This window comes from Formosa haliotis (assembly GCF_001685485.1).
GTDB classification, from domain to species: domain Bacteria; phylum Bacteroidota; class Bacteroidia; order Flavobacteriales; family Flavobacteriaceae; genus Formosa; species Formosa haliotis.
In genome coordinates this window covers 63,912-79,048 of sequence record NZ_BDEL01000001.1, presented here as the reverse complement: position 1 = coordinate 79,048, position 15,137 = coordinate 63,912, and the positions used below count along the sequence as shown (strand labels likewise).

At 35.5% G+C, this 15,137-nt stretch carries 11 protein-coding genes; 5 read left to right on the top strand and 6 right to left on the bottom strand.

What is annotated here, in order from left to right:
* Positions 1-7: 7 nt before the first annotated feature.
* Together A9D35_RS00370 and A9D35_RS00365 are read left to right on the top strand one after the other, a co-directional pair.
* Entirely contained in the window at positions 8-1,552 is a 1,545-nt protein-coding gene (locus tag A9D35_RS00370; RefSeq protein ID WP_066225655.1) for an FMN-binding glutamate synthase family protein, read from the top strand.
* An 88-nt stretch (positions 1,553-1,640) separates the two neighbouring features.
* Positions 1,641-2,162, top strand: coding sequence for a DUF7935 family protein (locus tag A9D35_RS00365; protein ID WP_066217672.1), 522 nt, complete (start codon positions 1,641-1,643; stop codon positions 2,160-2,162).
* A gap of 19 nt (positions 2,163-2,181) precedes the next feature.
* Here A9D35_RS00365 and A9D35_RS00360 read toward each other — a convergent pair whose 3' ends face one another.
* From A9D35_RS00360 to A9D35_RS00350, 3 genes are read right to left on the bottom strand one after another with little or no spacing between them, the layout of a single operon-like run.
* Positions 2,182-3,114, bottom strand: coding sequence for a patatin-like phospholipase family protein (locus tag A9D35_RS00360; RefSeq protein WP_066217671.1), 933 nt, complete (start codon positions 3,112-3,114; stop codon positions 2,182-2,184).
* Positions 3,111-4,016 (bottom strand): patatin-like phospholipase family protein, encoded by a 906-nt coding sequence (locus tag A9D35_RS00355; protein ID WP_066217668.1) that lies wholly within the window; start codon positions 4,014-4,016, stop codon positions 3,111-3,113. The genes A9D35_RS00360 and A9D35_RS00355 overlap by 4 nt, the downstream gene beginning before the upstream one ends.
* Entirely contained in the window at positions 4,013-6,028 is a 2,016-nt protein-coding gene (locus A9D35_RS00350; protein ID WP_066217666.1) for a M1 family metallopeptidase, read from the bottom strand. Before A9D35_RS00350 ends, A9D35_RS00355 begins: the two co-directional genes overlap by 4 nt.
* Positions 6,029-6,109: 81 nt before the next feature.
* Between A9D35_RS00350 and recG the strand changes: the two genes are divergently transcribed.
* Positions 6,110-8,212 (top strand): ATP-dependent DNA helicase RecG, encoded by a 2,103-nt coding sequence (gene recG / locus A9D35_RS00345; protein WP_066217665.1) that lies wholly within the window; start codon positions 6,110-6,112, stop codon positions 8,210-8,212.
* A 1-nt stretch (position 8,213) separates the two neighbouring features.
* Here the strand turns inward: recG and A9D35_RS00340 are convergent, their stop codons facing one another.
* Positions 8,214-9,428, bottom strand: coding sequence for a peroxiredoxin family protein (locus A9D35_RS00340; protein WP_066217663.1), 1,215 nt, complete (start codon positions 9,426-9,428; stop codon positions 8,214-8,216).
* 120 nt (positions 9,429-9,548) lie between these two features.
* Here A9D35_RS00340 and pheT point away from each other — a divergent pair, with 120 nt between their 5' ends.
* Positions 9,549-11,975: a phenylalanine--tRNA ligase subunit beta gene (pheT, locus tag A9D35_RS00335; RefSeq protein WP_066217661.1), complete on the top strand. Its 2,427-nt coding sequence runs from the start codon at positions 9,549-9,551 to the stop codon at positions 11,973-11,975.
* Between the two features lie 75 nt (positions 11,976-12,050).
* On the opposite strand, the gene A9D35_RS00330 is transcribed toward pheT, so the two are convergent.
* Positions 12,051-12,242, bottom strand: coding sequence for a cold-shock protein (locus A9D35_RS00330; RefSeq protein WP_066217659.1), 192 nt, complete (start codon positions 12,240-12,242; stop codon positions 12,051-12,053).
* 238 nt (positions 12,243-12,480) lie between these two features.
* A complete protein-coding gene (locus tag A9D35_RS00325) occupies positions 12,481-14,280 on the bottom strand; it encodes an AMP-dependent synthetase/ligase (protein ID WP_066217657.1) in 1,800 nt (599 codons plus the stop codon).
* 437 nt (positions 14,281-14,717) lie between these two features.
* On the opposite strand from A9D35_RS00325, the gene A9D35_RS00320 reads away from it, so the two are divergent.
* A complete protein-coding gene (locus tag A9D35_RS00320) occupies positions 14,718-15,017 on the top strand; it encodes a hypothetical protein (RefSeq protein WP_235817823.1) in 300 nt (99 codons plus the stop codon).
* The last annotated feature ends 120 nt before the right edge of the window (positions 15,018-15,137 follow it).

Here is a 15,137-nt window from a genome sequence, read left to right as displayed (position 1 = left end):
ACAATTTATGATTTTAAGTGATATTAGCTGGTGGGTCTGGGTGATTCTTATTTTAGTATTAGTAGCCATACGAGACGTTTTTATTCAGAAAAAACACACCATTAGTCATAATTTTCCAATTATTGGTCATTTAAGATATTTGTTAGAAAGCGTAGGACCAGAAATGCGTCAGTATTTTGTAGCGAACAATCGAGAGGAATTACCTTTTAATCGTATAGAACGCGGATGGATTTATGCCTCTGCCAAAAAAGAAAATAATTACGAAGGTTTCGGAACCGACCGCGATATCTATGCCATTCAGCATATATTTATTAATAATGCCATGATTCCGTTTAAGCCAGAACTTGACCATCCAAACGTTATAGACAAAACATTTTTACCTTGTGCTAAAGTTATGGGGGCTTACAACAAACGTAAAAAACCGTTTAGACCAGCTTCTGTAGTAAATGTGTCTGCTATGAGTTTTGGCTCTCTTTCAGCAAGAGCGATAGAGTCGTTAAACAAAGGCGTAAAAATAGCAGGAGCCTACCACAATACTGGTGAAGGTGGTCTTTCGCCCTACCATAGTAATGGCGGAGATATCATTTTTCAAATTGGAACGGGTTACTTTGGAATTCGAGATGAAAACGGAAATTTTTCTATAGAAAAACTTCTGGCATTGGTAGAAGCCAATCCGTTTATAAAAGCTATCGAAATAAAACTATCGCAAGGGGCGAAACCCGGAAAAGGTGGTGTGCTACCTGCTGCAAAAATCACTCAAGAAATCTCGAATATTCGTCATGTACCTCTAGGAAAAGATGTTATTTCTCCGCCTAGCCATACAGCCTTTAACGATGTTCCCGGACTTATGCTTTTTATTGAAGATATAGCAGAAGCCACCGGACTTCCTGTTGGTATAAAGGGTGCTATTGGTAAACTAGACCAGTGGGAACAATTGGCCGATATTATGCGAGTTTCGGGTAAAGGCCCAGATTTTATTACGGTAGATGGTGGCGAAGGAGGTACAGGCGCGGCACCCCCTAGCTTTGCAGATCATGTATCTTTACCATGGGTATATGGTTTTAGCGATTTGTATAAATTATTTTTAAGACGCGGATTAACAGACCGCATAGTGTTTATTGGTAGTGGAAGGTTAGGATTCCCTGCAAAAGCCGCCATGGCCTTCGCTATGGGTGCAGATTGTATTAATGTAGCCCGAGAAGCTATGATGAGTATAGGCTGTATTCAAGCTCAAGTATGCCATACAAACCGCTGTCCTAGTGGTGTGGCTACACAAAGTAAATGGCTGCAAAATGGTATAGACCCAACCCTTAAATCGGAACGATTAGCACAATATTTTAAAACCTTTAGAAAAGAGTTTATCGAGATTACACATGCAGCAGGCTACGAACACCCCTGCCAATTTAAAATGACCGATATTGAAGTGAATGTCGACGATAAAAACCTTTCTACAGAATTAGATAAAACGTATAATTACGAAAAAGCTATAGTACACTTCAACTCTATGCAAGCGCTTAAAGATTGCGAACATTTAGGAGGAAAATACCAATAAAATTAAATCTAAATTTTATAATCTTGTTATCATAATATGTTTTGCAGAAACATAAAAACCTAGTAAGTTTGCTACAAAGTAAAAACTCATGAATACAGATTCTATTATAAATCTTCTTTTATATACCATACCTGCACTTGTTACAGGTTTAATTGCCTTTTATTTTTTTAAAGAACACACTAAAAACGAAGATGGCCGCAGACGCTTTTTATTAAAAAAAGACATGCAAGTAAATTCTATGCCGTTAAGATTACAGGCTTACGAACGTATGGCTTTATTTTTAGAACGTATTTCACCTTCCAAATTACTAATCCGCGTACAGCCAATGTCTGCCGATAAAAATGATTACGAATTACTATTAATCAATAATATAGAACAAGAATTCGAACATAATCTTTCGCAACAAATTTATGTAAGCGACGAGTGCTGGAGCATTATCACCACTGCAAAAAATGCCACCATTCAATTAATAAGAAAAGCCTCTATGCTAGAAAAAACAAAGACAGCTAACGAATTACGTGAAGTTGTGTTATCTGAAATGATGGAAAAACGTGCCCCTAGCGATGCCGCCTTATCTTATATAAAAGAAGAAGTGGGCGACATGTGGTAACCTTAAAATGAAATAATATTTACTTCATTTGTTTTACAATTTCCTTTACTTGATGTGCAGATGCTAAACCATTAGAATGCTTTAATTCGGCATACTCGTAGCCTTGCTTCCACCATTTTTCCATTAGTGGCTTACTAAAAATCAAGGAGTTCTCGGTTAGTTGTGTTGGGGTATAATACAAATTAAGTTTTACATTTTTTTGTATCGCTGCTAACTTTCCTATAACAATATCATGATGTTCTACTTGATCTAAGACATGCCCAAATAAATTTAGCATTAACGAAAACGGATTTCTGCCTAAAATTTTATTGCGCTCCATGTTTTCCGATTCTAAAATAATAGCATCAATTTCTGTTGCCCCTCGATTTATAGCCTCGCGAATGGGTACTACACAAGAAAAGCCTCCGTCGGCATATTCGTAACCATCTACGGTTGCGAGCGACATAAACGGTAAATAATTACAAGAAATCCATATCCAATTACAAAACTCTTCGTAAGTAAAATCGTTTATAGACTTATATTCCACCACACTTTTAGACAAGTTGGTAACGGTTACCACAACATCTTCCTTGTTTAATTTAATTCGATTAAACTCTGCTTCGGTAAAATTCTTTTTAATATTTCGTTTAAGCGATTTACTCTCGCCAAACGTACGTTTGCGTTTTATAAACTGGAGTGTGGAATTCAAGAAATTAATAGACACATACTCCCGATCGCCTTTTTTATGTTGTACAAACGGGCTTACACTAAAAATATCGCGCTGTTTTACATTCGTAAAAATGTTATATAATTTACTTAAATCTCCCGTGGCTAAATGCGGAATTAGCAAACTCCCTGTAGACGTACCAAAGTACATGTTGTATTCGCGTTTTTTCTTTTCAATTAAATACTGGGCAACACCGCCTGCAAAGGCACCTTTACTGCCTCCTCCCGAAATTACTAGTGCTCTCATTTATCTTCTAATTGGCTTGTTTCTTCATTTTTGTATTTTGCGAAATCAAATCCGCTTTGCCACCATTTTGTCATTTTTTCCTTATTAAAAATTAAGGAATTGGTGGTTAGTATGGTTGGGGTGTAATAAAAATTAATAATCGCATTATGGTTTGTTGCCACGTATTTTCCAATTTTTATATTCTGACTCTCAATTCTATCTAACATAAAAGCAAACATATTGGTAAGTAACGAAAATGCGTTGAGAGATGGCATTCGGTTAAACTGAGTCACTTCGGTTTGCAAAATAATGGTATCTACAATTGTAGCTCCCCGTTTTATCGCTTCTTCTATTGGTACCATAGATCCTAATCCGCCGTCGGCATACTCAAAACTATTTTTTTGTACTAAACTCATAAAAGGCGTGTAATTACACGAAATCCAAATCCATTCGCAAAATTCATCATAGTCAAAATCTTTAATCGATTTATACTCCACCATATTAATCGATAAATTAGAAACTGTAACGACAACGTCTATCCCACTGTGTTTTAAATCAAAAAACTCCGCTTCAGTAAACACCTTTTTAATCAACTTTTTTAAATTATAGCTTTCCCCAAAGGTTTTCCTTCCATTTAAAATATTGCGCAACACATTAACATGATTAATACTAATGGTTTCCATCCCTTTTTTTCTTTTAATCAAGAAGGGACAACTATTAAAAATATCGTCTTGTGTTACACTGGTATATATCGACTTAATTTTTTCGACCTTTCCCAAAGCTAAATGCGAGGCCAATAAACTTCCTGTAGAGGTTCCAATAATAATATCGTAAGTATACTTTTTGTGCTCTATTAAATACTGAGCAACGCCTCCTGCAAAAGCGCCTTTACTTCCTCCTCCAGAAATTACTAAAGCTCTCATTTTGTCGATCCGTTTTGTTGAATTTGATTTAACAAGGGTTTATATTTCGGATTTCCCTCTAAAGCCACTAAAAGTTGTTTTGCCATTTTACTCAACCTCCAGTTATGATGTTTCGTGGCTTGTTTTAAATTTACAATCACTTCCTCATTATAAAGCTGAAGCGCCTCGACATAACTAAACGCTAGCTCTCTCACTTCAAAATCGTATTTAGCATGTGTATAATCTATCAATTCATTTACATATACCGTATTATTCTCAGGCTTGTATTCTGGTGTAGAAAGCGCTAAAACCAACCATAACTGCCTAATGTTTTTAGAACGAAACCCAATACTGCCTTTCATTTTATCTAAATAGACAGATCGCTTTTCAGGAACGTTTACCCACAGATTATACAAGGCCATTTCTTGAGTTTGATACGAGGGGTCATCTAAAAAAGTTTCGTAAACCGGCAGTACTTCTGAAGGAATCTTAGTCAAGGTTTCTGCTATAGTTTGACGTACTTCTGGACCATTTTGAAGCATCACTTTTCTCGAAATTAATTCGGGATGCTTTTTGATAATTTGTTGCTTTTCAAAATAAAATTTAGACGGATCTAGTAAAAACTCGGCATCGTTCTCTGCGGTGCAATCTATATGCTCCATGAATTCCAAATAGAAATGCATTTCATCACGCTTATTACTCATGATAGATTCCAAAGGGAATGCTTTTGTATTCAACCACAACTCGAAAAAGGCTTCTAAATCCTTTCCACTTACAGCTTCAACTTCCTTTATAAAATCATGGCTCGACACATTTTTAAATTGATGCAACTCTAAATACCGCTTTACAGCCGTTTTAAAAGCCATATCTCCAATGTCTGCTCGTAAAGCATGTAGCAGCCACGCTCCTTTCTTATAAAAGGTTGTACTGCTTGATTTCGGATCGAGCAATATCGTACTCTGTCCTTGTTTATCCTGAGCTTGAAGTTCTTTAGCATATTGGTATAAACGCATTTTATAATAATCGGCACCATAAATATCTCTTTCGGCTAATAAGGCATAATATGTTGCAAATCCCTCTTGCAACCAATGGTGCGTCCCGGAAGTTTCGGTTACCAAATCGCCAAACCATTGGTGTGCCAATTCATGGGCGTTTACATTGACATAACTCCTATCCATAAATCCTATATCATCGACCACATAAGTATCAGAAAAAATAGTTGCACTCGTGTTTTCCATACCCGCATATAAAAAATCTGAAACAGGAATTTGCTTGTAATTTTTCCACGGATAAGGCACGCCAATTTCTGCCTCGAGAAAATCGAAAATCTGCTGACTATAGCGGTACGTAGGTTCAACCTTCGCAGTATCTTCAGGGTAATAATACAATTCTAGTGGAATTCCACTTTTAGAATGCCTTGTTTCTTTAGCATAGGTTCCTGCTGCTATGGCAAACAAATAATTACTCATTGGCTGTTTTGTAACATACTGCCAAGTGCTAATCGAATCGGTTTTTATAAACGATTTTAATTCTCCATTCGCGATAACTTCGTAATCTTTTGGAAAATTAACTGTAAGGTCTAGACTTGTTTTTTCGTTCATATCGTCAAAACTTGGCAACCAATTGCTGGTATATTTGCCCTGACCTTGAGTCCATACCTGGGCACGTGCACCAAATTCCCAACCCACAAAATACATCGCTTTTTTAGGTTGTGCTTTATAGTTTAACGTTATGGTGTTATGCTCACTACGCTCGAAATTAGAAATAATCCAGAGCTTTGAGCCGTCATTATTCACCTTTACCTCTTGTTTATTTAAAGTGACCATAGAAATCTCTAGTTGTTGCGCATCGATATAAATGGAATCGGTAGCTTTTTTGATATCGAAAACATAGGAAACCTGACCAGAAATTTCCTTTTGCAACGGACGAATAGTAACATTTGCTGTAATCGATTCAAAATCAACCACATCAATTTGTTGCCCCCAACAAAAGCAACTAAAAACACTTAAAAAAACGTATAAAATGTACTTCATATCTTAAATATAGCAAGGTTTTATTAAAATAGATAATATTTAAGGTTTTAAGTTTCACCGATAAGAATTATCTTCGTTTTTATGAATTCCAAGCTTCAAACACCTATTGATTATTTAAAAGGCGTTGGCCCTAATCGCGCCGATTTACTTAGAAAAGAACTTGGCATACACACCTATCAAGATTTAATAAACCTATTTCCAAATCGGTATTTAGACCGTACCCAATATTACAAAATAGCCCAATTACAACGCAATAATGCAGATGTACAAATTACTGGCAGAGTTACCGGCTTAAAAGAGGTTGCACAGGGTAAGAAAAAACGATTAGTTGCTTCCTTTAGAGACGATTCGGGAGCTATGGAATTGGTCTGGTTTCGCGGCATTAAATGGTTAAAAGAAAGCATAAAACTAAATACCGATTATGTTATTTTTGGCAAAACCAATGCGTTCGGAAATTCTTTTAGCATGCCACATCCAGAAATGGAATTATTAGAAGAGCATGAGAAAAATTTACGTTCGGCCATGCAGCCAGTTTATCCTTCAACCGAAAAACTATCAAATAAAGGCATTACAAATCGGGTGATGAGTAAAATCATGCAACAATTATTTTTGGAAACTCATGGTAAATTTGAAGAAACTTTATCGCCAGGTTTATTAACCGAACTCAAATTAGTTTCAAAATCTGAAGCGCTTTTTAATGTTCATTTTCCAAAAAATCAAGAGCTTTTAGCACGCTCGCAATTCCGTTTAAAATTTGAAGAATTATTCTATATTCAGCTGCAATTAATTCTGAAAAATTTAATTCATAAATCAAAAATAAAAGGCTTTCCATTCGATCAAGTTGGAGAACATTTCAATACGTTTTTTAAACATCATTTACCATTCGATTTAACCAATGCACAGAAGCGAGTAATTAAAGAAATTCGTGCCGATTTAGGCAGCAATGCGCAAATGAATCGTCTTTTACAAGGCGATGTAGGTTCTGGCAAGACCATAGTCGCCCTAATGTCAATGTTAATCGCACTTGACAACGGTTTTCAAGCTTGCTTGATGGCGCCAACTGAAATTTTGTCAGTCCAACACTATAATGGATTAACTGACCTATGTAAAGAGTTAAATATCAGTATAAAACTACTCACTGGCTCAACTAAAACTTCAGATAGAAAAGAAATTCATGAAGCTCTGGAAAATGGCGAATTAGACATCTTAATTGGCACACATGCGCTACTAGAAGATAAGGTGAAATTTAAGAATTTAGGGCTTGCTATTATAGACGAACAACACCGTTTTGGAGTTGCACAAAGAAGTAAATTGTGGCATAAAAACCATGTGCCCCCTCACATTTTAGTAATGACTGCAACGCCTATTCCTAGAACTTTAGCCATGTCGGTTTATGGCGATCTAGACATCTCTATAATCGATGAATTACCACCAGGCAGGCAAGCCATAAAAACAGTACATCGATACGATGCTAACCGCTTAAAGGTATTGCGTTTTATAAGAGATGAAATCGACAAAGGACGCCAAATTTATATAGTTTACCCTTTAATTCAAGAAAGCGAAAACATGGATTATAAGGATTTAATGGATGGCTACGAGAGTATCGCTCGCGATTTCCCCTCACCAAAATACCAAATCTCTATAGTGCATGGTAAAATGAAACCCGCAGATAAAGATTTTGAAATGCAACGCTTTATTAAAGGTGAAACCCAAATTATGGTTGCCACCACCGTTATTGAAGTTGGTGTAAATGTCCCGAATGCATCGGTGATGATTATAGAGAGCGCCGAACGTTTTGGCTTATCGCAATTACACCAATTACGAGGTCGCGTGGGACGTGGTGCCGAACAAAGCTTCTGTATTTTAATGACAAGCCACAAACTTAGTAACGACAGCAAAACACGTTTAGAAACCATGGTTAAAACCAGCGATGGTTTTGAAATTGCTGAAGTAGATTTACGCTTACGAGGCCCAGGCGATATTATGGGTACTCAACAAAGTGGTGTTTTAAATTTAAAAATAGCCGATATTATTAAAGATAACGACATTTTAAAACTCGCTCGTTTTCACGCTAAAAACATTCTAAAAGACGATCCTAGACTAATAAAAGAAGAACATCGCGCCTTACTTTATACCTACCAACAATTGGCGAAATATAAAAATATCTGGAATTACATAAGCTAAACTATTCATTTAATAATTTCGACATAAAACTTTCAAAATCAGATTTATATTCTTTATAAAGATTTCCTGTAGCGGGCCCATTAAAACCTGTATGGATTTTTCTAACCTTTCCGTTTTTATCAATATAAATTGCCGTAGGATAAGACAAGACATGACTTAACATGGGCAACTTTTCTTGAGCCGATTGTTTATTTGTAGAACCATATTGCGCAAGCAAAATAGGATAGGTAATACCCAATTTAGATTTTAATCGCTCTATATTTTTAAAGGCTGCAGCTTCGGTTTTTGCGTACTCAAAAGCGAGTCCTACAAACGCAATGTCTTCATTTTTATGAGCCTTTAAATACTCGACAAAATATTTACTTTCATCTAAACAGTTCGGACACCACGTCCCCATTAGCTGTACAACAACCACTTTATCTTTAAACTGTTCATCGGAAAGTGATACCATATTCCCAGATTCATCAGGAAAAGTAAATGCTAAAGCATCGTATCCCGGTTTTAAAAAAGTTAACGAATCGGCATCTGCCAGTTCAAACTCTGTATTGCGCTTGGCTATAAATGGTTCTTTGTAATGATTTCCAGAATAAAACATACCAGACATTACACTATCTGTAACCTCTGCTGTGAATAAAAAAGCATGAGCGCCATCGAAAGCTGAAAGTTTCACCTTATTCCCTTCTACTGCACCTTCTAAAAACCGATAATCTCCAGTGGTAGTTCTAAACGTCCCTGTTACCTTATTTCCTTCCTGCTTAAAGATTCCTTTAGCTTTGTATGTATCCTCGCTTTTATTCGGACTAAAGGTTGTCTCCCAAATACCTTCTATATTCACAGTTGCGTCATCTTTGGTTTCAAACCTCACATCCTTACCAAACACCGCTTTAAAAGGCACAGAACGCTTTAATTCATCTTTAACATAAAATCCAGACATCACAGAATCTCCATCCATTTTCGCCTTAATATACCCATCAAACACTGGTGGTTTAATCCAAATACTATCATCACTATACGTAATCTCATCTACTTTAATTTTTTCCTCAGCATTAAAAATCGTTAGCAGACTATCATTTGTAACTTCAAAATTAAACGGTAAAACTTCACCGTCTTGGGCTTCTAAAGTAGCGCGCCACATGCCCTGTTTTAGTTTTTCAGACGAAGGTTGTTCACAATTAAATAAAAATAAGGCTACTAAAAGCACTACACAATAACGCATAAAATAAAGTTTTAAATAGTATTCGAAGAAACATCAAATTCCTTACAATAAAAAACATTTTACAATTTTATAGACGTTGAAGTATTACTATCTTTGCGCTTTTAAGAAAACAAGCGTTACATGAAGATTTCATACAATTGGTTAAAACAATTTATTAAAACTGACTGGTCTGCAGAGCAAACCGGAGAACTTTTAACGGACCTTGGATTAGAGGTTGAAGGTATAGATGCATTTCAATCTGTAAAAGGCGGATTAGAAGGCATTGTAGTTGGCGAAGTTCTAACTTGCATACAACACCCTAATGCGGATAGATTAAAAGTAACAACCGTAAATATTGGCGAGGAGCAGCCGTTACAAATTGTTTGTGGAGCACCTAATGTTGCAGCGGGACAAAAAGTTCCTGTAGCCACTATTGGAACTACTTTATATACAGAAACAGGTGAAGCTTGGAGTATTAAAAAGGGTAAAATTAGAGGTGAAGAAAGTTTCGGGATGATTTGTGCCGAAGACGAACTAGGTCTTGGAAAATCGCATGAAGGTATCATGGTTTTAGATGCCGACTTGAAAGTTGGTACCGCTGTAGCCGAACTCTTTGAGGTAGAAAACGATATGGTTTTTGAAATAGGTTTAACTCCAAACCGTGCCGATGCTATGAGTCATTATGGAACGGCTCGCGATTTAAAAGCAGGATTGCTGCAAAAAGACATTCACACCGAATTGATCACCCCGTCTGTTAGTGCTTTTCACGTGAATAACAGAACGTTTCGCGTAGATGTCGATGTGCAAAATAAAGAGTTAGCACCCCGTTATTGCGGTGTAAGTATTTCGGGAATTAAAGTTGCCGAATCTCCTAAATGGTTACAAAACCGACTAAAAGCAATTGGTTTAACACCTAAAAATAATATTGTTGATGCTACGAACTATGTGCTTCACGATTTAGGTCAGCCCCTACACGCTTTCGATTTTAATAAAATTTCTGGTCAGAAAGTAATTGTAAAAACAGTAGAAGCCGGAACGAAATTCACAACTTTAGACGGTATCGAACGAACTTTACATGAAGATGACTTAATGATTTGCGATGCAGAAAAACCTATGTGTATTGCTGGTGTTTTTGGTGGTGAGCAGTCTGGAGTTACAGAAAACACAACCAACATTTTCTTAGAAAGCGCCTATTTTAATCCGGTTAGTGTTAGAAAAACAGCTAAACGTCATGCTTTAAATACCGATGCTTCTTTTAGATTTGAACGCGGCATCGATCCTAATTTAACAGAATACGCCTTAAAACGTGCAGCCCTGTTGATTATTGAACTAGCTGGCGGTGAAATTTCTAGCGATATTATTGATTCTTACAGCAACAAAATTGAAGACTTTCAAGTGCGATTAAGTTTCGAAAACGCAAAACGACTTATTGGTGAAGAAATTCCGAAAGATGTTATCAAGCGTATTTTAATGTCTTTAGATATAAAGATAAACAACGTTACAGAAACGGGATTAGGCTTAACCATTCCTGCTTACAGAAACGATGTACAACGTGAAGCTGATGTAATAGAAGAAATTCTTCGTGTGTATGGCTATAACAATGTTAAAACTACAGAAAAGCTAAACGCTTCGATATCAAATTCGTCTCGTTTTGAAGACCATAAACTTCAAAATATTACAGGAAATCAATTAGCCGCACAAGGCTTTTACGAGATTTTAGCTAACTCGCTAACCTCTCCAGATTATATTGCCTTAAGCGAGCAATTAAAAACCGAACACAACATAACCATGCTAAACCCTTTAAGCAACGATTTATCGGTGTTAAGACAGTCGTTATTGTTTTCTGGTTTAGAAGCTGTGTCTCATAACATCAATAGAAGACGTCCGCATTTAAAGTTTTTCGAATTCGGAAAAACCTATCATCAGTTCAGCGAAAATCGCGAAGAGTTTAAACATTTATCGCTTTTTGTTACGGGAAACAAATCCAATGAATCTTGGAATTCTGCAGCCGCTAAAGGAGATTTCTTTTACATGAAAGGTGTTATTAATACCGTTTTAGAGCGCTTAGGTTTAACGAAACATAAAACTTCGCCGATATCTAGCGATATTTTTAGCGAAGGATTACAACTGAGTTTAGGAAAAGTAAAACTTGTAGAATTTGGCCTTATCAAATCTAGCATTCTAAAACATTTTGATATTTCTCAAGAAGTATTGTTTGCAGATTTTAATTGGGATGCGATTATAGATTTTGCAAAACACAATAAAACAAAGTATACAGAAATTGCGAAACATCCAGAAGTACGTCGTGATTTTGCATTGTTATTAGACGACCAAGTTACTTTTCAAGAAATATATACCATTGCAAAACAGTCTGAGAAGCAACTTTTAAAAGAGGTTAACTTGTTTGATGTATATCAAGGTAAAAACTTACCACAAGGAAAGAAAAGTTATGCAGTGAGCTTTATATTGCAAGACGAACAAAAAACGCTTACCGATAAGCAAATTGATAAGATTATGAATAAACTTCAATCTAATTTTGAACGCCAATTAGGAGCAGAATTACGCTAGAAGTTAGTAATAGCTATAAAATGAAAAAGCCTGCATATTGCGGGCTTTTTTGTGCTAAAAAATTAAAGAATAAAATTAAATTACTTTTACATTTATTGCGTTTAATCCTTTTTTTCCTTCCTTTAATTCAAATTCAACTGAATCACCCTCCTCAATTCTGTCAATTAAGCCAGAAACATGAACAAAATATTCGCTGTTTGAACCCTCTTCGATAATAAATCCAAATCCTTTAGACTCATTGAAGAATTTTACTGTACCGTTTTTCACTGTTATAAAATAATATTATTAATAATAACAAATTTAATATTATATAGGACGTATCAAAGAAAATTAGCTTTTATTTTCAAGAGTTTTTAAATGTATAAATCACATAAACAAGCAATCACATTATCGAATTCACATCCTTTATTATTTATAAGAACTCAAATCAATTTTTATCCAAAAACCCTTTGCGACTCTCCTATTAAACCTCAATTAATTCTAATTGGAGCCGCTATTTTAAGCGTTACACACCCAATTTGGTTTTGTACAACGCATCTATTTTATCTTTAAATTTATCTAATACCAAACGTCGTTTTAACTTCAAGGTTTGAGTTAAAAAGCCGTTCTCAACGGTGAAATTTTCTTCAGAAAAAATAAACTTCTTAGGAATTTCGTAACCGCCATATTTCGCTTTCAAGGTTTTTCTAATTTCTAATCCCACGAATTCTTGTACGAGCGGAGAATCGATTAATTTATCGACTTGCGTTTTAATATTTAAATGCTGTGCCGTTTTTCTTAGTATCTCCTTATCTGGTACAACTACACAAATGTTGTAAGGTCTACCATCGCCATAAATCATAGCACTTTCTACATAAGGCAGTAGCACAATATCTTCTTCTATTGCCGAAGGAAACACGTATTTCCCGTTTTCTAACTTAAATTGTTCTTTTAAACGCCCCGTGATATATAAAAACCCGTCGGCATCTAACTTTCCGCGATCTCCAGTCCTTAACCAACCATCTTCTGTAAAAACGGCTTTTGTAACTTCTGGTTTATTATGATATCCTACCATAACGTTTGGGCCTTTAACCTGTATTTCGCCATCGTCGCTATTGCCTTCAACCATAGATTTATCAATTCTAATATCTATAAATTCAAGTGCGCTACCAACGCTACCTGGTCTATTAATCTCTGGGCTATTCATGGTGATTGCTGGAGAGGTTTCACTCAATCCGTAGCAATTATATACAGAAATACCAATGTCTGCAAAGAAATTAGATACTTCCTCATTCATTTGAGCACTTCCGGTTATACTCCCTTTTAACTGTCCGCCAAAACGATCTTTAATTTTAGAAAATACTAGCTTAGACCCAATCCAATACATAAGTTTAGTGCTAAGTCCAACATTTCCGTTTTTTAAGCGATACTCTCGAGCAGCTTTTAAAGAACTATTAAATAATTTTAGAGTTAAACCACCTTCGTCTTCCATTTTCTGGTGAATACCGGCATAAATCTTATTAAAAACACGAGGCACCGCGATTAAAAACGTAGGTTTTACTTTTACAAAATCATCTGCTAGAGTTTCCATACTTTGCATAAAACCAATGGCACCACCTAACAACAACCAATTGTAAAGTTCTGCGGTCTGGCCATAACTGTGTGCCCATGGTAAAATAGAAAGACTTATAGAGCTTTCGTTAAGCTGACTTTTATAGCGTCTGTTACCAGCTCTAGCGTTCGACACAAAATTACCGTGAGTTAGTAACACCCCTTTAGGATCGGATGTGGTTCCCGAAGTATAAATCAAGGAAGCAATATCTGAAGGTGCTGGAATTTGAGAAGGCACCGGGTGTTGTTCTCCCAAAGCTTCCAAATGCGCCATACTTTGCTCGGTGTCACTTTCTATACAGTAGACATACTCCAGTGTAGGAATTTCGGCTATTAAATGTTCAACTTGTTCATAAATTTCGGGTGTAGAAACCAGCAAAAATGTAATAGCTGCATCTTTTATGATATATTCCCAAGTTCTATAATTTTCACTTTCGTACATAGGCACAAATCTGCCACCTAAGCCATAAGCAGCAAATGCCGCAACAGCCCACTCTACTCGATTACTGGCAATAATACCTACAGCATCCCCTTTTTTAATATGAAGTTGAGATAAACCACCTCTAAAATTATCAACACGGTTCCGAACCTCTCCATAGCTTATCCAATCGAATTCTCCTGATTGTTTTTTAGTTCCAAAAAGTCTGTTATTGCTAAATTTTTCTGTCGAAATCTCAAAAAGTTCAACAAGATTATCTGGTTTTTCTATTACCATTTTTATCGTAATTGTTAACAAGCATTATTTAACAACAGAGTTCACCCCATAATTGCTTAATCGTTTCACCATTTAGGGGAGATTAACAAATATGTTTTCTGTTGTAAAAATCAAAAATTAAATCTTCAAGCCTACATCTATAACCTTCAGATTATCACGGAAATAAATACAAGTGTTTTAATTATTTGCATACCATTAGGCACACAAAAAGATGCTTTTAAATTAAGAGTTAAAGATACCGCTTTTCGGCAAGCTTTAGAAACTAGAAATCTTAAAATAAATATAATTTAAATAGATATTCCTCTTCAAATTTAAGCGTTTCAAGGCTCAAACTTTGGTTATACCATCCGTAAAAATGAGCATCAAAGGATAATTTAAAATTGAATTTTAAATCCTAGCTTTGCAAAACTATGCTTTACATCTAAAAATTTTAGTTTATGACATATCAAGAAGAATTTGTTCTATTCTGGGAACAGGTAAAATTAAGTTGCCAAGAAGGACGATTTGCAAAATTAACCCTAGCAAAAACTATAGGAAAACCGAATTTGAAAAATATTTTTGTTAGACCATTATCTTTAGAAGACCACCAAAAGGTATTAGTAAAACTAAGATATCAATCTAAAGAAACAGAAGATGAAGAATACGAATTTACTTTAGATGAAGCTCTTGCCTTTTTAACACCCTATTTAAAAACCTCTTTTTATCGGTTATTTTATTTACAACCACTAAAGACCTAATTTTTAAAATAAACAAAAAGGGCGCCGTAAGTATTACCGAGAATCTACCTACATTTCAAAATGTGATACCTGCGAAATCAGATTTAGATTAACATATTACCAAACTATAATTAAAAAAGC